This is a genomic window from Kitasatospora sp. CMC57 (assembly GCF_045866025.2).
Lineage (GTDB): Bacteria > Actinomycetota > Actinomycetes > Streptomycetales > Streptomycetaceae > Kitasatospora.
Genome location: NZ_AP035881.2, coordinates 5,191,208 through 5,209,605, shown reverse-complemented (window position 1 = coordinate 5,209,605; position 18,398 = coordinate 5,191,208). Strand labels below are relative to the sequence as shown.

The 18,398-nt window shown below is 74.0% G+C and carries 17 protein-coding genes and 1 other RNA gene; 12 read left to right on the top strand and 6 right to left on the bottom strand.

Annotated elements, in window-relative coordinates:
- The first annotated feature begins 1 nt into the window (after window position 1).
- Both ACKUU6_RS23425 and ACKUU6_RS23420 read left to right on the top strand, forming a co-directional pair.
- Window positions 2-508: a SigE family RNA polymerase sigma factor gene (locus ACKUU6_RS23425; protein ID WP_407990525.1), complete on the top strand. Its 507-nt coding sequence runs from the start codon at window positions 2-4 to the stop codon at window positions 506-508.
- Between the two features lie 68 nt (window positions 509-576).
- On the top strand, window positions 577-1,380 hold the full coding sequence (locus ACKUU6_RS23420) for a hypothetical protein (RefSeq protein ID WP_407990524.1): 804 nt from the start codon (window positions 577-579) through the stop codon (window positions 1,378-1,380).
- 179 nt (window positions 1,381-1,559) lie between these two features.
- On the opposite strand, the gene ACKUU6_RS23415 is transcribed toward ACKUU6_RS23420, so the two are convergent.
- Complete coding sequence (locus ACKUU6_RS23415; RefSeq protein ID WP_407990523.1) at window positions 1,560-1,688, bottom strand: hypothetical protein; 129 nt, start codon at window positions 1,686-1,688, stop codon at window positions 1,560-1,562.
- 236 nt (window positions 1,689-1,924) lie between these two features.
- On the opposite strand from ACKUU6_RS23415, the gene ACKUU6_RS23410 reads away from it, so the two are divergent.
- Both ACKUU6_RS23410 and ACKUU6_RS23405 read left to right on the top strand, forming a co-directional pair.
- The gene (locus ACKUU6_RS23410) at window positions 1,925-2,122 is read left to right on the top strand and encodes a hypothetical protein (RefSeq protein WP_407990522.1); all 198 of its coding nucleotides are present in this window, start codon (window positions 1,925-1,927) and stop codon (window positions 2,120-2,122) included.
- A gap of 236 nt (window positions 2,123-2,358) precedes the next feature.
- The gene (locus ACKUU6_RS23405) at window positions 2,359-2,787 is read left to right on the top strand and encodes a hypothetical protein (RefSeq protein ID WP_407990521.1); all 429 of its coding nucleotides are present in this window, start codon (window positions 2,359-2,361) and stop codon (window positions 2,785-2,787) included.
- Between the two features lie 159 nt (window positions 2,788-2,946).
- Here ACKUU6_RS23405 and rnpB read toward each other — a convergent pair.
- Together rnpB and ACKUU6_RS23395 are read right to left on the bottom strand one after the other, a co-directional pair.
- Window positions 2,947-3,348, bottom strand: an RNA gene (rnpB, locus tag ACKUU6_RS23400) — RNase P RNA component class A.
- Between the two features lie 79 nt (window positions 3,349-3,427).
- Window positions 3,428-4,879 (bottom strand): RNB domain-containing ribonuclease, encoded by a 1,452-nt coding sequence (locus ACKUU6_RS23395; protein ID WP_407990520.1) that lies wholly within the window; start codon window positions 4,877-4,879, stop codon window positions 3,428-3,430.
- A 154-nt stretch (window positions 4,880-5,033) separates the two neighbouring features.
- On the opposite strand from ACKUU6_RS23395, the gene yaaA reads away from it, so the two are divergent.
- Both yaaA and ACKUU6_RS23385 read left to right on the top strand, forming a co-directional pair.
- Entirely contained in the window at window positions 5,034-5,834 is an 801-nt protein-coding gene (gene yaaA, locus ACKUU6_RS23390; RefSeq protein WP_407990519.1) for a peroxide stress protein YaaA, read from the top strand.
- Between the two features lie 57 nt (window positions 5,835-5,891).
- Window positions 5,892-6,398 (top strand): DinB family protein, encoded by a 507-nt coding sequence (locus ACKUU6_RS23385; protein ID WP_407990518.1) that lies wholly within the window; start codon window positions 5,892-5,894, stop codon window positions 6,396-6,398.
- 39 nt (window positions 6,399-6,437) lie between these two features.
- Here ACKUU6_RS23385 and ACKUU6_RS23380 read toward each other — a convergent pair whose 3' ends face one another.
- The 3 genes from ACKUU6_RS23380 to ACKUU6_RS23370 form a co-directional block, all read right to left on the bottom strand.
- Complete coding sequence (locus ACKUU6_RS23380; protein WP_407990517.1) at window positions 6,438-7,598, bottom strand: bifunctional RNase H/acid phosphatase; 1,161 nt, start codon at window positions 7,596-7,598, stop codon at window positions 6,438-6,440.
- Window positions 7,599-7,602: 4 nt separating this feature from the next.
- The gene (locus ACKUU6_RS23375) at window positions 7,603-8,346 is read right to left on the bottom strand and encodes a zinc ribbon domain-containing protein (RefSeq protein ID WP_407990516.1); all 744 of its coding nucleotides are present in this window, start codon (window positions 8,344-8,346) and stop codon (window positions 7,603-7,605) included.
- Window positions 8,347-8,413: 67 nt separating this feature from the next.
- Entirely contained in the window at window positions 8,414-9,244 is an 831-nt protein-coding gene (locus ACKUU6_RS23370; RefSeq protein WP_407990515.1) for a Nif3-like dinuclear metal center hexameric protein, read from the bottom strand.
- 515 nt (window positions 9,245-9,759) lie between these two features.
- Here ACKUU6_RS23370 and lanL point away from each other — a divergent pair.
- The 6 genes from lanL (at window position 9,760) to ACKUU6_RS23340 (ending at window position 18,358) form a co-directional block, all read left to right on the top strand.
- Entirely contained in the window at window positions 9,760-12,357 is a 2,598-nt protein-coding gene (gene lanL / locus ACKUU6_RS23365) for a class IV lanthionine synthetase LanL (RefSeq protein WP_407990514.1), read from the top strand.
- 71 nt (window positions 12,358-12,428) lie between these two features.
- Window positions 12,429-14,393: an alpha/beta fold hydrolase gene (locus ACKUU6_RS23360; RefSeq protein ID WP_407990513.1), complete on the top strand. Its 1,965-nt coding sequence runs from the start codon at window positions 12,429-12,431 to the stop codon at window positions 14,391-14,393.
- 132 nt (window positions 14,394-14,525) lie between these two features.
- Window positions 14,526-14,660 (top strand): VenA family class IV lanthipeptide, encoded by a 135-nt coding sequence (locus ACKUU6_RS23355; protein ID WP_200948492.1) that lies wholly within the window; start codon window positions 14,526-14,528, stop codon window positions 14,658-14,660.
- Window positions 14,661-14,746: 86 nt separating this feature from the next.
- A complete protein-coding gene (locus ACKUU6_RS23350) occupies window positions 14,747-16,345 on the top strand; it encodes an ATP-binding cassette domain-containing protein (RefSeq protein WP_407990512.1) in 1,599 nt (532 codons plus the stop codon).
- Window positions 16,342-18,117, top strand: a complete 1,776-nt coding sequence (locus ACKUU6_RS23345; protein ID WP_407990511.1) for an ATP-binding cassette domain-containing protein — start codon at window positions 16,342-16,344, stop codon at window positions 18,115-18,117. The genes ACKUU6_RS23350 and ACKUU6_RS23345 overlap by 4 nt, the downstream gene beginning before the upstream one ends.
- 85 nt (window positions 18,118-18,202) lie before the next feature.
- The gene (locus tag ACKUU6_RS23340; protein ID WP_407990510.1) at window positions 18,203-18,358 is read left to right on the top strand and encodes a hypothetical protein; all 156 of its coding nucleotides are present in this window, start codon (window positions 18,203-18,205) and stop codon (window positions 18,356-18,358) included.
- Window positions 18,359-18,398: the final 40 nt, after the last annotated feature.

The following is an 18,398-nucleotide window of genomic DNA, read 5'->3' as shown; positions in this document are numbered from 1 at the left end:
AGTGAAGTCAGCACAGGAGGACGAGTACCTGGAGTTCGTGGCCACCAGGGCGAAGGCGCTGTACCGCTCGGCGTACGTCCTCGCGGCGGGCGACGCGCACCTCGCCGAGGACCTGGTCCAGGAGACCCTCAGCCGGGTGTACGTGCACTGGAACCGGGTGGCCCGCGCGGACAGCCCGGCGGCCTACGCTCAGACGGTGCTGGTCCGCACCTTCCTCACCCTGCGGCGCCGGCGGAGCACCGGCGAACGTCCCACCGGGACCCTGCCCGACGGCGCGGCCACCGGCCCGGACACCGCGCTGCGGCTCACCCTGCTGGACGCCCTCGGCCAACTGCCGCCCCGCGACCGAGCGGTGCTGCTGCTCCGCTACTGGGAGGACCGCAGCATCGAGGAGACCGCACGGATGCTCAAGCTGAGCAACGGTGCGGTCCGCTCCCAGGGCACCCGGGCACTCGGCCGGGTGCGGGCCCTGCTCGGTGACAGCCTGTCCGACCTCGTTCCGCACTGAACTCCGGTGCCCGCACGTCAGAGCCGCCGCCAGGCTCCCATCAGCTACCCGAAAAAGGTGACGCCAGCATGCCCTTCGAAACGGACCTCGCACAGGCCATCGACCGCACGACCGATTCGCTCGAACCCGATCTCACCACGCTCCTGGGCAAGGCGGTCGAGCGCGGCCGCAGCCGTCGGCGTCGCCGCAGCGCCGGCGTCGTCGCCGGGGTCGGCGCCTGCACCCTGACCGCGGCCGCCGCCCTGGCGATCCCCGGCGCGCTCGCCGGAGGCAGCCACGCCGGATCCGACTTCGAGCCGGTGGCGCTGGCGATGCCCCGCTCCGCGATCACCGGCGCCCAGATGGGCGAGGCGTTGAAGAGTGTGCTGCCCGGCGGCGCGTACAGCCGGGTGACCGGCCAGAGCAACAACCCCTCCGATCCCTCCGGCGGCCTCGTCGCCAACGGCGGCCTGCTCTTCGACGACGGCCACGGCGCCGCCTACGTCGGCGCCTCGGCAGTCCGGCTCAAGCTGCCGCTCAGGGACGGCCCCGGGCTGACCTGCGACCAGACGCCCACCCGCGCCGACGGCGACACCTGCACGGTGCGCGAACTGCCGAGCAGTGACGCGATCCCCGGCGGAGCCCTGGTGATGACGGAGCAGAACGCGGCCACCCACCCGGCCACCGCCGACACCGCCCACCGATGGACCATGACGTTCACCCTCAAGTCGACCGGCGCCCAGGTCCAACTGGTGCAGTGGAACAGCACCGGCGGCGGCACCGGCGCCGACACCCCGAAGCCCACCCGCCCCGCTCCCCCCCTCTCCGAGCAGCAGGCGATCACCGCACTCACCGGCCCCGCCTGGGCCCCCATCCTCGGCGCCGTGGCCTGACCCGACGCGGTACCGGTGGTCCCCAGCCACCACGGCGGAGGGCCCCTGACCTGCGATCTAGCGGATTAGGGGCCCTTCGTCGGTCGGCCGACGGCATCGCCATGGCCCCGAACTAACCGATCGTCGCGCGCCGCCATCGCGGGTGCGGGCGTGCCCGACGGGCCACCTGCCTCAGCTGGTCAGATCGCGGGGCGACGCAGCACGTCAGTGGGTTCCCAGCCGCTCGTCCTGAAGGCTTCAGGCCCACGCTCGTCGATGAACTGCCGCTCCACCTCGTGGACGGGATAGATCCCCTGGATGTTGACCACGCCGCCCCGCCCGGTGAACGCCGAGCAGCTCTTCCCGAAGTTGAGTGCCTTCCGTGGCGTGACGACCCAATCTGCATGCCCGTCCGGGCCAGCCGGACCAGAAGAACGACCTCTACGACGATCTGATCACCTATCAGCACGACCTGTCAGTCCCGCAGGGTTGCCGCGTGGGAGGCTTCGCGTCGTGGCACACGACCGACCCCGCCCCCATGGACCGCGGCGCCTGCTCAACTCCGATGACCCTACTGCTGACCGTCGACAGCCGAGAATGGGACCGGGCGTACGGCAGCTGGATGCCCGTCGACGAACGCGACGTCCCCGGTCACCTGCGCGACCGGAGCCCCACGAAACTGACGCTCGGCCGCGACGGCCTGCTCAACATCTTCGCCTGTCCCGACGATCCCAGGCACCCACACCGATGGAACGTCCAATAGGCACGGCGTCTTTCGCGACGCCGCGACATCAGCCCAGCAGACGCCAGTCACGTTGGCAGCCCGTCCCTTGTGACCCGTCGGTAGCGAACGGCTCCAGTCCGGTGCTCCGCAAGGGCGAGGGCGTCAAGTGCTCCCGCCGCCGTGGCGATCTCCACGCCGAACTCGTCCCGGACGAAGTGGTCCCACGATCTGGTCCCCGTGAAGGGTGATCTACTGCGTCCATGGGGAGCTCCTACATGGACTACCGCGGATGCGGGTTCTGGTCGCGCGCCTTTCAGGCCGAGGTGTACCTCCACCTCCTGTCCACGGAGGCCGGCGACGTCGGCGATCGTCCGGCATGGCTCGACGATGCCCGGGACAACTGGGAAGTGCAGGCGACGGCAGGCTTCACGGGATGCGTCTCGCCATGCCTGGACCAGCATGTGGGAGTTGACCCCGACCGAGTCGCCCTGGTGCTCGGCTTGCCGAACCAGGTGCGGCAGCAACTCGTGCAATGGGCCCCAGCGATCCCCAAGGACGCCGCGAACGCGTTCGGAACCGGCGGCGAGGCAGAGGCATTCAACAGTGACCTCGACACGACCCTCCTGCTGAGATTCGCCGATACGTTCATCAGCCTGCTTCGCGGTGAGCTCCCTGCGGAGCCGGGCACGACCATGGCCTACTGACGGGCATCCGTGCGTCACCAGATCAGCTGAGAGGGGACAACGGGTGGACGTACCCGGCCGGGCACACCGACAGGGGTGACGGCCCGGCCCCGGCGGGAAGCCAAAACCGTCGTCATCGGGCATGAAGAAGCCCCCTCGACCCGGAGGCCGAAGGGGCGACGGACGAGCAGGCCTGTACGCCGGGTTCTGTCTCCCGGGTTGCTTGCGCGGCCCGGGGAGGCGGTCATCCATCTAGGGCTGCCGTTGCCGACAGCCTCGTGCGGTCTACCCGCGGACTCGGGCGAGCAGCCCTCAGGCATCCGCGCACGGCGCCCGGAGGCGCCGATCTTGACCTTGCTCCGGGTGGGGTTTACCGAGCCGGCCGAGTCACCTCGGTCGCTGGTGGTCTCTTACACCACCGTTTCACCCTTACCTCCGGCCGAGGCCGAAGGCGGTCTGTTCTCTGTGGCACTGTCCCGCGGGTCACCCCGGGTGGGCGTTACCCACCACCCTGCTCTGTGGAGCCCGGACGTTCCTCGGCGAGCCCCCGAAGGGACCCGACGCGACCGCCCGGCCGGCTCGTCCGCCGTACTGGTCATCGTAGCCGGTCGGCGACGGCGTTCGGGACACGCGAAGCCACACCCGCGGAGCTGAGCCGCCGTCAGGCCGGCGCGAAGCGGACCGCCCGGGCGACCGGGTCGGCGAGGGTGAGCCGTACCTTGATCCGCTCGCCGAGCGGCAGGTGCGCGGCCTGGTCCGCCTCGCACCTGGCGACCACGGCGGGCTCCCGGAGCTGGATGGTGCCGCTGGTGGGCCGCCGTTCGTCGATGTCGATCACCACCGCGTCGAACCGTTCGCCCTCCCGGCCGCGCAGCAGTTCGGCCTCGACCAGGTCGACGCAGGCCCGGTCCACCTCGTGGGCCCGCCGGTCACCGGCCGCCATCAGGGCCGGGACGCCGAGCAGTTGCTCCCGCACCCACTGCGGGACGTCGGTGCCGCCCGCGATCGCCGCGCAGATCTCCTGCGCGTACCTGTCGGCCAGCCGCCGCAGCGGGGCGGTGCAGTGCGCGTACGGGGCGGCCAGCGCGGCGTGCCCGGGGTCGGCGGGCGGGGCGACGCCCTGGGCGGAGTCGAAGGCGTGGTACCCGGCGCCGCGCAGCAGTCCGGCGCACTCCTTCAGGAAGGCGGCGTGGTTGGAGCGGCCCGGGTCGAGCGAGCGGATCAGCGCGGGGTACGGGGTGCCCTGCGGCCAGTCCACCTCCAGCGCCAGCGCGGTGCGCCGGAGGCGGTCGTACGCCGTGGCGGGCGCGGCGGGCAGGGTGCGCAGCAGGCCGACCCCCGCGTCCAGCATCAGGTCGGCGGCGGCCATGCCGGTGAGCAGCGAGATCTGGGCGTTCCAGCCGTCGGCGGGGTGCGGAGCCCGGTACGCCAGTCGGTAGCCGCCGTCCAGCGGCTCCACCTCCTGCTCGGGGATCGGCAGGCTGACGCCCCCTCGGTCCGCCTCCCTGGCCTCCCGCAGCCGGCCGATCTCGGCCAGCAGCCGGAGTTGCTGGTCCGCCGCACCGGAGTCGATCGCCCGCTGCACGCCCTCGTAGTCGAGCCTGCGGCGGGAGCGGACCATGGCTCGGCGGACGTCGGCCAGCAGCACCGTCCCGTCGGCGTCCAGGTCGAGCTGCCAGAGCAGCGCGGGCCGCAGCTCACCGGGCAGCAGGCTGGCGGCGGCCTCCGAGATCCGGGGCGGGTGCAGCGGGACGCGGGTGTCGGGGAAGTAGAGGGTCTCCACCCGGCGCCTGGCCTCGGCGTCGATCGTCCCGCCGGGCTGGACGAAGGCGGCCACGTCGGCGATCGCGTAGTGCACCCGGTAGCCGCTGCCCCGGCGGCTCAGGCTCATCGCCTGGTCCAGGTCCATCGAGCCCGGCGGGTCCAGGGTGAAGAGCGCGAGGTCGGTGGCGTCGAACTCCGGCAGCCTCGGCACCCCGGCCACCCGGTCCGCCTCGGCCAGCACCTCGGCGGGCCATGCGGTCGGCAGGCCGAGTCCCTCCCGCAGCTCCACCAGCTCGCGGTTGATCCGAGCGGTGTCGGCGGCCCTGATCCTCAGCTGTTGACGCGGCATGCTGGCAGCGTACGGCGGCCGGGACCTGACGGCCTGTCGGACCGGGCGACACGTACAGTAGGAGGGTTCGCTGCCACAGACTGTTGAAGCCGCGGCGCATCGAAGCCGCGGAGTGCGGCGTGTCGAAGCCGCGGAGTGTTGAAGGGGTGTCGTCGTGCTGGTGCTGTTGCCGCCGTCGGAGGGGAAGGCTGCCGCGGAGGCGGGGGCACCGCTGGTGCTGGAGGAGCTGTCGCTGCCCGGGCTGCTGGCGGGGCGCCGGGCGGTGCTCGAGGCGCTGGTCGGGCTCTGCGGCGGGGACGCCGAAACGGCGCGCGGGGTGCTCGGGCTGAGCGAGGGGCTGCGCGGCGAGGTGGCGAAGAACGCCGGGCTGCGGACCGCCGGGGCGCTCCCCGCAGGTGAGGTGTACACCGGGGTGCTGTTCGACGCGCTCGGGCTGGCGAAGCTGGACGAGGCGGCGTACGCGCTGGCCGAGCGCTCGCTGCTGGTGTTCTCCGGGCTCTGGGGAGCGGTGCGGATCGGTGACCGGATTCCGCCGTACCGGTGCTCGATGGGTGTGAAACTCCCTCCGCTGGGGGCGCTCGGCGCGTACTGGCGGCGCGAGATGGCTGAGGTGCTGCCGGCGGTCGCGGGCCGGGGGCTGGTGCTGGACCTGCGGAGCGCGGCGTACGCGGCGGCCTGGAAGCCGGGCGGCGAGACGGCGGCCCGGACGGCGACCGTGCGGGTGCTCCAGGAACGCGAGGTCGACGGCGAGTTGAAGCGCTCGGTGGTGAGCCACTTCAACAAGGCGACCAAGGGCCGGCTGGTCCGCGACCTGCTGAACGCCGGCCTCGAACCCGGCTCGCCCGGCGAGCTAATGGACGCGCTGACCGGGCTCGGCTACCGGGTCGAGGTCTCGGCGGAGGGCTCCGCGCGCAAGGCGTGGCAGCTGAACGTCGTGGTGACCGAGATCCACTGAGGTCCGTCGGCCGACGTGGCCACCACCGGGCCCGCAGGATCCTGCGATGATCATCGGATGGATGAGCAGATCAGGACCGAACCGTCCCGGGTGGCCGACGAGCGCGCCTCGCTGACCGAATTTCTGGACCACCAGCGCCAGACCCTGGCGATGAAGTGCGCCGGGCTGACCCCCGACCAGCTCCGGACCCGGGCCGTGCCACCGTCGGCGCTGTCGCTGCTCGGGCTGGTCAGGCACCTGGCCGACGTCGAGCGCGGCTGGTTCCTCAACGTGGTGGCCGAGCGGGACGTGCCGAGTTACTGGGGACGCACGCCGGACGGCTCGCGCGCCGACTTCGAGGTGGCCGGAGCCGACCCGGAGCGGGCGTTCGCGGTCTGGGAGGAGGTCTGCGGGGAGGCCCGCGCGGTGGTGGCCGGGGTCGACTCGCTGGACGCCGTGACCTACTTCGACGGGCAGCCGTACTCGCTGCGCTACGTGCTCACCCACATGATCGAGGAGTACGCCAGGCACAACGGCCATGCCGACCTGCTCCGCGAGCTGATCGACGGCAGCACCGGCGAGTGAGAACCTCCGGAGGGGCGGCGGTCCGCCCCTCCGGAGCCGTCAGCGCTGGTGGGACGTGTCGTTCAGCAGCCGGAGCGAGGCGTTGCCGTCCGGGTAGTACTGCACCGCGGAGAACGAGGCCGCCCCGAGTTCCATCCGGTAGAGCGAGTCCGGTGGGGCGCCGAGGGCGAGCCGGACCAGGGTCTTGATCGGGCTGACGTGGGAGACCACCAGGACCGTCTTGCCGGGGTGGCGGGCCAGGATCTTGTCCCGGGCGACGCCGGTCCGGTAGGTGAGGGTGGTGAAGCTCTCGGAGCTGCCGGTCGGCTTGGCCTTGGAGGAGGCCAGCCAGGCGGCCAGGTCCTCCGGGTGACGCTGCTGCACCTCGGCGAAGGTCAGCCCCTCCCAGTCGCCGAAGTCCAGCTCACGCAGGCCCTCCTCGAACCGGACCTCCAGGCCCAGTCGGATGGCGACCGCCTCGGCGGTCTGCCGGGCGCGCTGCATCGGCGAGCTGACGATGGCCTGGACGGTGCCCCGGGCGGCCAGCGACTCGGCGGCCCTGGCGGCCTGCCACAGGCCCCGCTCGGAGAGCGCCGGGTCGCTGCCACCGCTGCCGGAGAAGCGCTTCTCCGGGGTGAGGTGGGTCTCGCCGTGCCGGAGCAGCACGAAGGTGGTCGGCGTGCCGAGGTCGGCCGGGCCCGCCCAACCGGCCTTCGGCGCGGCGGGCTCGGGCAGCGGCTCGTCCGCCGGGACGCTCACGGCGGCGAGCGGCGCGGCCGGACGGACCTTCGGCTCCCACTGCCGGCCCGCCTTGCCCGCGTCCATCGCCTCGTTGGCCAGCCGGTCCGCGTCCTTGTTCTTCTCGCGCGGGATCCAGCTGTACTTCACCTGGGAGCGCGGCAGCACGGTGGCCGCCTCGGCGGCCAGCGGCTGCATGTCCGGGTGCTTGATCTTCCAGCGGCCGGACATCTGCTCGACCACCAGCTTGGAGTCCATCCGGACGTCCACCGTGGCTTCCGGGTCCAGCTCGTGGGCCGCCCGCAGGCCCGCGATCAGGCCCCGGTACTCGGCCACGTTGTTGGTCGCGCGCCCGATGTACTCGGCCGCCTCGGCGATGATCTGGCCGGTGTCCCCGTCCCGGACCACCGCGCCGTAACCGGCCGGGCCCGGGTTGCCCCGGGAACCGCCGTCCGCCTCGACGATGAACCTGCGCCCGGCCACCGGATCAGACGCCCGACTCAGCGGTGCGCACCAGGATCCGGCCGCAGTTCTCGCAGCGGACCACGGCGTCCTTGGGCTCGGCCTTGATGCTGTTCAGGTCGGCTGCGGCGAACTCGACCCGGCAGCCCTCGCAGCGGCGCTGGAACAGCCGGGCCGCACCGACGCCGCCCTGCTGCTCGCGCAGCCGGGTGTAGAGCTTGATCAGGTCGGCCGGCAGCACGACGGCGACGGCCTCGCGGTCCCGCTTGACCTTCTCCACCTCGGCGTCGATCTCGGCGAAGGCGGCGTCCCGGCGCTCCTCGGCCTCCTTGAGCACGACGGTGGAGTGGTCCAGGCGCGCCGACAGCTCGGTCACCCGGGTCTGCGCGGACTCCAGCCGCTCCATGACCTCCAGGACGACGTCCTCCAGGTCGGACTGGCGCTTCGCCAGCGAGCCGATCTCGTGCTGGAGGTTCTCCAGGTCACGCGGCGAACCGACCGCGCCGGAGTCCAGCCGCTGCTGGTTGCGGGCGGTCCTGGCCCGGACCTGCTCGACGTCGCCCTCGGCCTTGGTCAGCTCGCGCTCGGTGTCGCCGAGCTGGGCCTGGGCGGCGATCACCAGGTCCTTGAGGGCGGTGTGGTCGGCGGTGGCCTTGTCGATCTCGGCGTGCTCGGGCAGGCTGCGGCGCCGGTGGGCCAGCTGGTCGAGGCGGGAGTCGAGGGCCTGGAGGTCGAGCAGGCGGATCTGGTCAGCGGGCGCGGCGTTCAAGGCTGGAGGCTCCTGTTGTCATGTCTGTCGGCAAGTCGGTCGGGCGGGAGGCTTCGGGCGGCCGAAGCTAGGGGTTCATCGGGGCGTGCGCGGTCCACGGGTCGGTGACCAGGTGTGAGACCCTGGTCACCAGCTGCCAGCCGTGCCCGGCGGCCGCCTCGGTCAGGCCGCGCTCGGCCAGCCGCAGCCAGGGCCACTCAGTGGCCCAGTGCGCCGCGTCCACCAGGGCCAGCGGGGAGGCCTCGGTGGCCTCCGAGACCGGGTGGTGCCGCAGGTCGGCGGTGACGTAGGCGTCCACCCCGGCGGCCCTGGCCTCGCCGAGGAAGCTGTCGCCCGAGCCGCCGCAGACCGCGACCCGGGTGATCATCCGGTCGCCGTCCCCGGCGACCCTGACCCCGGCGGCCGTGGCGGGCAGGCCGGCCGCCACCCGGGCGGCGAAGGCGGAGAGGGTGAGCGGCGGTTCGAGCACGCCGATCCGGCCGGAGCCCCGGCGGCCCGCCGGGTCGGTCGGGTCGGCGACCAGCGGTCCGAGCACCCGTAGGCCGACGGCCTCGGCCAGCGCGTCGGAGACGCCCGGGTCGGCGTGGTCGGCGTTGGTGTGCGCGACGTGCAGCGCGATCCCGGCCCGGATCAGCCCGTGCACCACCCGGCCCTTGAAGCCGGTGGCCGCGACGCTGGTGACACCGCGCAGATAGAGGGGGTGGTGGGTGACCACCAGGTCCGCACCCCACTCGACGGCCTCGTCCACCACGGCCTGCACCGGGTCGACGGCGAACAGCACCCGGCCGACCTCTGCCTCGGGGTCGCCGCACACCAGGCCGACGGCATCCCAGGACTCGGCCCACCTCGGCGGGTACAGCTCTTCGAGCGCGTTGATGACGTCGGACAGTTTCGGCACCTGTCGAGACTACCGCGCGCGGGCGGCTCCCCCGGCCCGGGCGGTACGGGAGCCGGGCCGTACGGGAGGTGCCAAGGCCACCGCACTGCTGTCCGTCAATGCCCGTCAACCGGCGTGCGGGGGCGGTTCGGCGTGAGCGGGAGCGGAGCGGACCGCACGCGTCGGCCGGGCACTGGTCACATCGCCCCGCTCGCACGCATTCGAAAACGATTCGAGATCACCCTTACGAGTGAAGTAACCCGCTCCCCGTTGAGTCGGTCGGCCACCGAAAGTAACTTCGCTGTTGCGAACGGGAGTTACCCCGACCGGGGGGTCTTGTGGGCGCACCGTCGAATTGCCCGGCGGTGCGTCCGGGGTCAATTTTTCCGGACGTCCGTGAAAAGCCGATACCGCGAGAGAGAAGGGGTGTGGAGCAGATGGGGGCGGTCACACCACTGCGTACGGCCGGGGGGACGACGTCGGTCGACGTCGGGCCGGCTGTCGACGGCTCGCTGACGGAGGTGGCCCGGTCGGCCATGGCCGGCACCGGGCGCCGGGGAGGCGGCGGCGACTGGGAGTTCACCGCCGAGGCGCTCTGGTGCACGGCCCGGCCGGCCGGGGTCACCACACCGGAGCAGGGGTGGAAGCTGCACGTCAGTGCGGCGGCCGAGGCGGCGGCCCCGGTGCTCGCCGCGGTGGCCGGGGTGATCTCCCGGGACGCCTGCGTGTTCAAGTTCGCCGGCGACCTGGAAAAGCTCCACCAGGTCAATTCGCGGAACAGCGAGCGCGGTTCGGCCGGGAAATTCATCACGGTCTATCCGACGGACGAGGAGCAGTTCCGTCGACTGGCCGACGAATTACACCTGGCCACGGCCGAATTCCCTGGCCCGTCGGTGCTCTCGGACCGTCCGTACGCCCCCGGAAGCCGGGTGCACTACCGGTACGGGGTGTTCGCCCGCCCGGCCGAGCTGGGCAACGACGGCGCGTACCGCTCGATGCTGCACGCGCCGGACGGCTCCCGGGTCGAGGACGTCCGGGCCGCGAACTACCGATGTCCGTCCTGGCTGGTCGACCCCTTCGAGGGGAAGGGATCGGCGGCCGCTGCGGCGGACGGGCGGAAGGCGGGGGGCGTCCTGCTGGGGGGCAGGTACGCGCTGACGGCGGCGGTCCGGCACGGCACCAAGGGCGGGGTCTTCCTCGGGCGGGACACCGAGGGGGGCGGCGACGTGGTCGTGAAGCAGGCCAGGGCCCACATCGAGGTGGACCGGTCCGGTACGGACGCCAGGGCGGCGCTGCGGCACGAGGCCGAGTTGCTCGGCCTGCTGGCCGGGGCGGAGCTGGCGCCGGGGGTGGTCGACCTGATCGAGCAGGGGGACGCGGTCTACCTGGTGCAGGAGCGGGTGCCGGGGGTGGCGCTCGGGTCCTGGGTGGCGGGGCGGCTGCGGCGGGACGGGAGCCCGGACGTGCCCTGGGCGGAGGCGCGGGGGGTCGCGCGGGGGTTGGTCGATCTGGTTTCGCGGGTCCATGCGCAGGGGCTGGTGCTTCGGGACCTGTCGCCGGGGAACGTGATGGTGCGGCCTGACGGGTCGTTACGGCTGGTCGATCTGGAGCTGGCCGCTGCGGTGGGGGACGTCGTGGGGACGGCGGGGACGCCGGGGTACCGGGCGCCCGAGCAGGAGCCGGCGGTGTGCCGGGCCGGGTTCGCCGCTGATCTGTACGCGCTGGGCGGGTTGTTCTTCCTGTTGGCGACGGGGCACGATCCGCTGCTGCCGCCGGGGGAAGGGTCGTTGGAGCAGTGGCTCACGGCGGTGGGGCGGGAGGGGGAGACGGCCCGGCGGTTGGGGGCGGTGATCCTCGGGCTGCGTGATCGGGATCCGGATCGTAGGGAGCTTCCGTCCACGGAGACGTTCCTGGCCAGTTCGGTCGAGGCAACGCTCCTGGGGTCGGCGTCGCAGTTCCCCGAGACCCTGATCGTGGACGGCTTGGCCGAGTTGGCCGCCGCCGCGACGCCCGAGCGGGCGGACCGGTTGTGGCCGACCGTGCCCGGGGGGCAGTTGACCGATCCGTGCAATGTGCAGCACGGGGCCGCCGGGGTGCTGGCGTTGCTGGCGCGGGCCACGGCTGCCGGGTTGCCGGTGGGTGGGACGGCGGCGCTGGCCGCCCGGTGGATCGAGCGGCGGGCGGCGGCCGAGGCGACGGTGTTGCCGGGGTTGCACTTCGGGCGGTCCGGTACCGCCTGGGCGCTGCTCGACGCGGCCGAGGCGCTGGACGACGCAGAACTGGCCGAGCGGGCGGTCCGGTTGGCCCGGCAGGTGCCGGTCCGCTGGCCCAATCCCGACGTCTGCCACGGCGCGGCCGGGGCCGGCTTCCTCCAACTGCGGCTGCACCGCTCGACCGGCGACGACGGCTACCTGGACCGGGCGGCCGACTGCGCCGCCGGCCTGCTGGCCTCGGCCGAGCGGGAGCCGTACGGGCTGACCTGGCCGGTACCGAAGGGCTTCGACTCGGTCTTCGCCGGGTCGAGTCAGCTCGGCTACGCCCACGGTGCGGCCGGGGTGGGTGCGTTCCTGCTGGCCACCGCCGAGGTGACGGGTCATCAGCCGGCGCTGGAGGGAGCCGCCGAGGTGGTCCGGACGCTGGCCGCGACGGTCCGTCAGGACGGTGCCGGCGCCTGGTGGCCGCAGGGCGCGGCCGACCCGCCGCACGTACGGCTGGCGCACTGGTGCAGCGGGTCCTCCGGAGTGGGCAGCTTCCTGGTCCGGTACTGGCGGGCCACCGGGGACGAGACCGCGCACCGGTTGGCACTGGCCGCCGGGCAGGCGGTGCTGGACGCCCGCTGGCACAGCGGGGTGAGCGCCTGTCACGGCCTGGCGGGGAACGGCGAGTACCTGCTCGACCTGGCCGAGGCCACCGGCGAACAGCGGTTCCGCACCGGCGCGGAGGAGTTGGCCGGGCTGATCGCCGCCCGCGCGGTGCGCCGGGACGGGCGACTGGTGCTGCCCGACGAGACCGGGCTGAGCTCGACCCCCGCGTACGGCACCGGTACTTCGGGTCCGCTCGCCTTCCTGCTCCGCCTGCGGTACGGCGGCCCCCGGCTCTGGCTCGACCCGCAGCCACCCGCCGTCCGGCCCTGACCGGCCACGACCCGACCGACGACGACCTGACCGACCACGACCCGACCGATCACCCGAGGAGGTGAGCCAGGATGAACACCGTCACGCGCCCCACCGCCCAGGCGCTGCGCCGTCTGAGTTTCACCTTCGCCCTCGACGGCTCGCACGCGGCCTGCCTGGCCGCCGGAGCGGACGGCGGCTGGTACGCCGAGAGCTGGCGCCTGCCCGCCGAGGGTCCGGCCGAGCCGACCGCGCTCCCACTGCCGCGTAACCGCTCGGAGAACCTGCATTCGCAGCTGATCAGCCTGCCGGACGGCCGGGTGCTGGTCTGCCGCCACGTCGGGGACCGGCACACCTTGCTGCTGCTCTCCGCTCCAACTGCGGAACATGCCACCTTCGAGCAGGAGTTGGCCACCCTACGGCGCGCCGGCCTGCGCCTGCTGGGCATGCCGGGCGGGCAGCGGCCGGCCGGTGCGCCGGTCGCGGTGGCGCTCGGCACCGACACCCGGCCGGTGACGACGGTCTGGCTGGTCCCGGCGGACGGTACGGCGCCGATAGAGGTCGCCGAGCTGGAGGGGCTGCACGGCGGCGGGGTCTGGCTGGATCACGGCGGCCGGCTGCTGGCCCTCGACCGGGTCCGGCAGGGGAAGGTCCGCACGGTGGTGCTCGACCTCGAACTCGGCCAGGTCACACCGCTGCTGGAGATCAGCGAGCAGAGCAACGACCGGCTTGCGCTGTACGACCCGGACACCCGCTTCGCGATGGTCCGCAGCGACGCCACCGGCACCGACCGGCTCGGCTGGGGCATGCTCGGCGGACAGCAGCCGCTGCGGTTCCCCGACTGCCTGCACGTGCCCGGTGTATTCCTGCGGCCGATCGCCCTCGACCAGCACTCCGGGCCGGACGGCCGCCGGGTGGTCCTCCAGGTCGACCACGGCGCCTCCTCCGCCCTCACGCTCTGGCAGCCCGAACTCCACCGGCTCACCCCGCTCCCCGTACCGCCCGGGCGACTCGGCGCAGTCGGCCACTGGTCGGCGGCGGGACTGCGGATGCCGTACTCAGCCCCCGACCACCCCGCCGCGCTCGCCACCATGGACGTGGACGCACTGGTCGAGCGTGGACAGCCCGCCCAGGCCGCAGCCGTACCCCTGCCGTTGCAGCTGGCCCCGCTGGGAAGCGGCACCGACCGTCCGGTGCAAGCGAGTTGGGGCACGGGCGGGCCGGACGGCTGGCGGCTGGACGGCAGTACGGGCCCCGGCGACGGGAGCCGCTGGCGCTCCGCCCAGCTGCTCGGACTGGCCGGTCCCGCCGGGCCGGTCGAGGCGGTGGTCTACGGCGGCGACGCCTGGCTCAGCTCACCGCACCTGGTGCTGGCACTGCACGGCGGCCCGGCCGACGCCTGGCGGCTGGAGTTCGATCCGGCGTTGCAGCGGATGGCGGCCGAGGGCCTGGCGGTGCTGGCACCCAACCAGCGCGGCTCCACCGGCTACGGGTCCGAGCACGCGATGGCCGTCCGGGGCGCCTGGGGCGGTCCCGACCTGGCCGACGTGCTGCACCTGCTGGAGGGCGTGGCAGGGCAGCGGGCGGCGCTCGGGCTGGAACCGCCCGCGCTGTTCGGGGTCAGCTACGGCGCCTTCCTGGCCCTGCTGGCCGCCGCCCACGCGCCGTCCGGGCAGGTCGCCCGGTGCGCGGTGGTGTCCCCGTTCCTGTCCGGTGCCCGGCTGCTGGCCGAGGCGGCCGCGCCGGTCCGGGCGCTCACCACCCGGCTGGGCGGCGGCGATCCGATCGACGACGACCGCGGCCCCCGGGACGTGCTCCAGCTGGCGGACCGGATCCGCACCCCGCTGCTGATCGTGCACGGGGACCGGGACGAGGTGGTTCCGGTCGGCCAGTCCCGCACGCTGCGGCACGAGTTGCTGCGGCTCGGCCGGGTGGAGGGATCGGACTTCCGCTACGTCGAGGCCGCCGGGGCCGGGCACGAGGTGCTCGTCGAGGAGGGCGCGGCCGTACTGCACGAGCTGCTGGCCGCCTTCCTGCGCACCGGCCGGCCCACCTGACGCCGCACAGCCGCGCCGTGACATCGCCGCACAGCGGCACAGCGGCGCCCACAGACTTCCCTGGCCCGACCGGGTCAGGGGCGACGTCACCCGCGCGGTGCGGGTGACGGACCATCAAGGGGAGGACCCACCATGGAGAACTTCGAGACCGACCTGGCCGCTCTGCAGGACCTGCCGGAGACCGAGGCCGTCGAGCTGGGCGGACACGGCGGCGGCTGCCAGTTCACCTGCCTGATCCTGACCTGCCTGATCTTCACCATCAGCTAGTAGAGCGGCAGTTCGCACGGGGCCGTGACCGCTCCCTCCCGGGGGGAGCGGTCACGGCCCCAGCCCATGAAAAGGGAGGTGGTGCCATGCGCGGCTGGGTGATCGTGCTCTCGGTGGCCGTACCGGTCGAGGCGGCCGCCACCCTCGCGCTGCCCGGCGCGGTGGGCGGCGCCATCGACGGCGGCCCCGCGCTACTGCTCGCCGCCGTGCTGCTGGTCGGCGCGCTGGCGGGCGCCTTCGCCACCCTGGCCGGCCCGGCGGTGGCCACCGGCACCACGGTCGACCTGCGGCAGCGCCTGCTGCGCCGGGTCCTGGCCCTGGGCCCGGTCCCGGACGGACCGTCCACCGGCGACCTGACCGCCAGGCTGGTCGGCTCGGCCGCCGACGCGGGAGGTGCCCTGCCGTCCCGGATCACCGCCGCCACCGCGCTGCTGACCTCACTCGGAGCCGTGCTCGGCCTGGCGCTGCTCTCGCCATGGCTGGCCGCCGCCTTCTTCGCCGGGATGCTGCCGGGGGTGGTGCTGATCCGGCTGTTCCTGCGCGACGCGGGCCAGGCGTTCATCCGCTACCAGCAGGTCCAGTCCGAGCTGGCGGCCCGGCTGACCGGAGCGCTGGCCGGACTGCGCAGTATCCACGCCGCCGGGGCCCGGGAGACCGAGACCGTACGGGTGCTGGCGCCACTCCCCCGGCTGGCCGAGGCCGGGCACGCCCTCTGGCGGACCCAGCGCCGGACGGTCTGGCAGGCCACGCTGCTGGTCGCACTGGTCGAACTGAGCGTCCTCACCACGGCCGGCCTGCAACTCTCGAGCGGAACGCTGCGGCCCGGCGAACTGGCCGCCGCGGCCGGTTGGGCCGCGCTCGGCCTGGGCTTCTTCGAGCAGGTCGAGGCCCTGGCGGGAGTGGCGCACGCCCGGGCCGGGCGGGAGCGGGTGACCGAGCTGCTCGCCCTCGCTGCTCCGGCCCCCGGTGGCCGCGATCTGCCGGACGGTCCGGGCGAGTTGACCCTGATCGGCGTGAGCGTCGAGGGCCTGCTCGGCCCGCTGGACCTCACCGTCCCGGGTGGCCGGACGGTCGCGCTGGTCGGGCGGTCGGGCTCCGGCAAGTCGCTGCTCGCCGCCCTCGCGGGCGGGCTCCGTACGCCCGACACCGGCCTGGTGCTGATCGACGGCGTCCCGATCGCAGAACTCGCCCCCGAGCAGCGGCGGTCGGCCGTCGGGTACGCCTTCGAGCGCCCGGTCCTGGTCGGCGCCACCGTGGGCGAGGCCCTGGAGGGCGCGGGCGCCGCCGAGACCCGGGCCGCCAGGGCCGCCGGATTCCTGGCCAGAGTACCGCTCGGCGCTGCCACCCCGACCAGCGAACTTCGCCTGTCAGAAGGCGAGTTGCAGCGCCTCGGACTGGCCAGGCTGTTGGCCCAGCGGCCCCGGGTGATGATCCTGGACGACGCCACCTCCAGCCTTGACCTGGCCACCGAGCACCAGGTGACCGAGGCCCTTATGCTCGCCACGGCGGGCCGCACCCGGCTGGTGGTCGCCCACCGCCCCGGCGCCGCCGCCCGCGCCGACCTGGTCGCCTGGCTGGACGGCGGACGGCTGCGCGCACTGGCCCCGCACGCCGACCTGGTCAAGGAGCCGGACTACCGCGCCGCCCTGGCCGCCACCGTCCCCGCCCCGAGGAGCGCCCCGTGACCCGCTCACCCGCGCCGCGCTCGCCGGGTTCGACCCTGCTGCGCAGCCAACTGGCCACCACCAGAACGGCCTTGGTCCGGGTGCTGGCCTGGTCAGCAGTGGAGGCCCTGCCCTCGCTGCTCTCCGGCCTGCTGATCGCCGCCGCCACCGACCGGGGCTTCCTGGCCGGCCGGCCCGCCGTCGGCTTCGCCTGGCTGGCCGCCTTCGCGGCCGCCGTCGGAGTCCGCGCGTACGCCGCGCGGGCTGCCTTCCCGTACGTGGCAGCGGTGGTGGAGCCGCTGCGGGACGCCCTGGTCCGCCGGGTGGTGCACAGCGCCCTGGGCCGGACCGAACCGGCCGGAAACGGCCCGTCCGAGGTCGCCCGACTGACCGAACAGGTCGAGTCCGCGCGGCAGCTGACGGCCACGCTGCTCCGTACGCTGCGTAGCGTGGGCATCACCGTGCTGGCGGCCGTGCTCGGTCTCGCCGTCCTCGCCCCGGTCACCCTGCCGCTGGTGCTGCCGCCGCTGGTGGTGGGCGGCCTGCTGTTCGCCCGGCTGCTCGGGCCGCTGGTGGCGCGCCAGCGGGCCGTGGTGATGGCCGACGAGCGGGTGGCGGCGGAGGCGGGGCTGGCCTTCGCGGGGGTCCGGGACATCGCCGCCTGCGGTGCGCAGGGCCGGGTGGAGCGATCGGTGGGGGCGGCCGTACTGGCGCAGGGCGCGGCGGTCCGCGCGCTCGGCCGGGCGGCCGCACTGCGGACCCTCACGGTGGCGGTCGCTGGCCGGCTGCCGCTGCTGCTGGTGGTCGCGGCCGCCCCCTGGCTGCTCGGCCACGGATACCTGACCACCGGTCAACTGCTCGGCATCGCGGCCTATCTGGTGCAGCAGCTGGAACCGGCCGTCCGCAGCGTGGCGGGCATGGTCGGCAGCTGGCTACTGGAGCTCGCCGTGGTGCTCGACCGACTGGCCACGCTTCCCGACCCGCCGGGCCGGCCGGCCACGGGCGCGGTGCTCGGCGAGACCCCCGCCGCCCAGGCCCCCGTCGTCCGGCTGCAAGGGTTGCACCACGCCCACGGCGCGTCCGCCGAGCCGGTGTTCACCGCGCTCGACCTGACCCTGGCACCGGGCGAGCACCTTGCCGTGGTCGGCCCGAGCGGCGCGGGCAAGTCCACGCTGGCCGCTCTGCTGGCCGGGCTGGTCCCGCCCCAGCAGGGTGCCGTGAGCGTCGGCGGCGTCGTCCCGCACACCCTGCCGGACCGGACCAGGGCCGGACTGGTCGCCCTGCTGCCGCAGGAGGCGTACCTGTTCACCGGCACCGTAGGGGAGAACCTGCGCTGGCTGAGGCCGGACGCCACCGACCGCCAACTGGGCGATACGGCGGAGCTGTTGGGCGCGACGGAGCTGCTGGAGCGGCTCGGCGGTCCGACGGCCGAGCTGCCCGATCCGGCCACCCTGTCCGCCGGGGAGCGCCAACTGCTCGCCCTGGTCCGGACCTACCTCTCACCCGCGCCCGTGGTGGTGCTGGACGAGGCGACCTGCCACCTGGACGCCTCGGCCGAGGCGGTGGTCGAAGCCGCCTTCGCCGCCAGGCCCGGCACCCTGGTGGTGATCGCCCACCGGATCGGCTCCGCCCTGCGCGCCGACCGAGTACTGCTGCTGGAGGCGGGCCGGGGCCTGACCGCCCGTCACGGCGACCTCCAGGTGCTCTCGCCGCTCTACCGCGAACTGGTCGGCCACTGGCTCGGCTCGTCGCTGCCGCAGCCGGACGGGTTGGCAATCGTGCCCGGGCCGTGATCGTGTCAAGGCGTGAGCGGCGGATTCGCTGGATATGGTGACTCGCGTATCCCTGAGACCGCAGCTCGCACGGAGAAGTAACGACATGTCCGAGACCCGCAACGACACCACCCGGCACGACGGCACCAGGGCCGCCTCCGACCAGGACCGGTCCGAGAGCGCCGTGCACGGCCGCCACCGTGGCGGCACCGCCCCCGACGACCGGCCCGACGCGGACCCGCACGGCCGTCACCGCCGCTGACCGCCCGGCTGGGCTGACGGGTCGGCAGGCCGCTACCGGA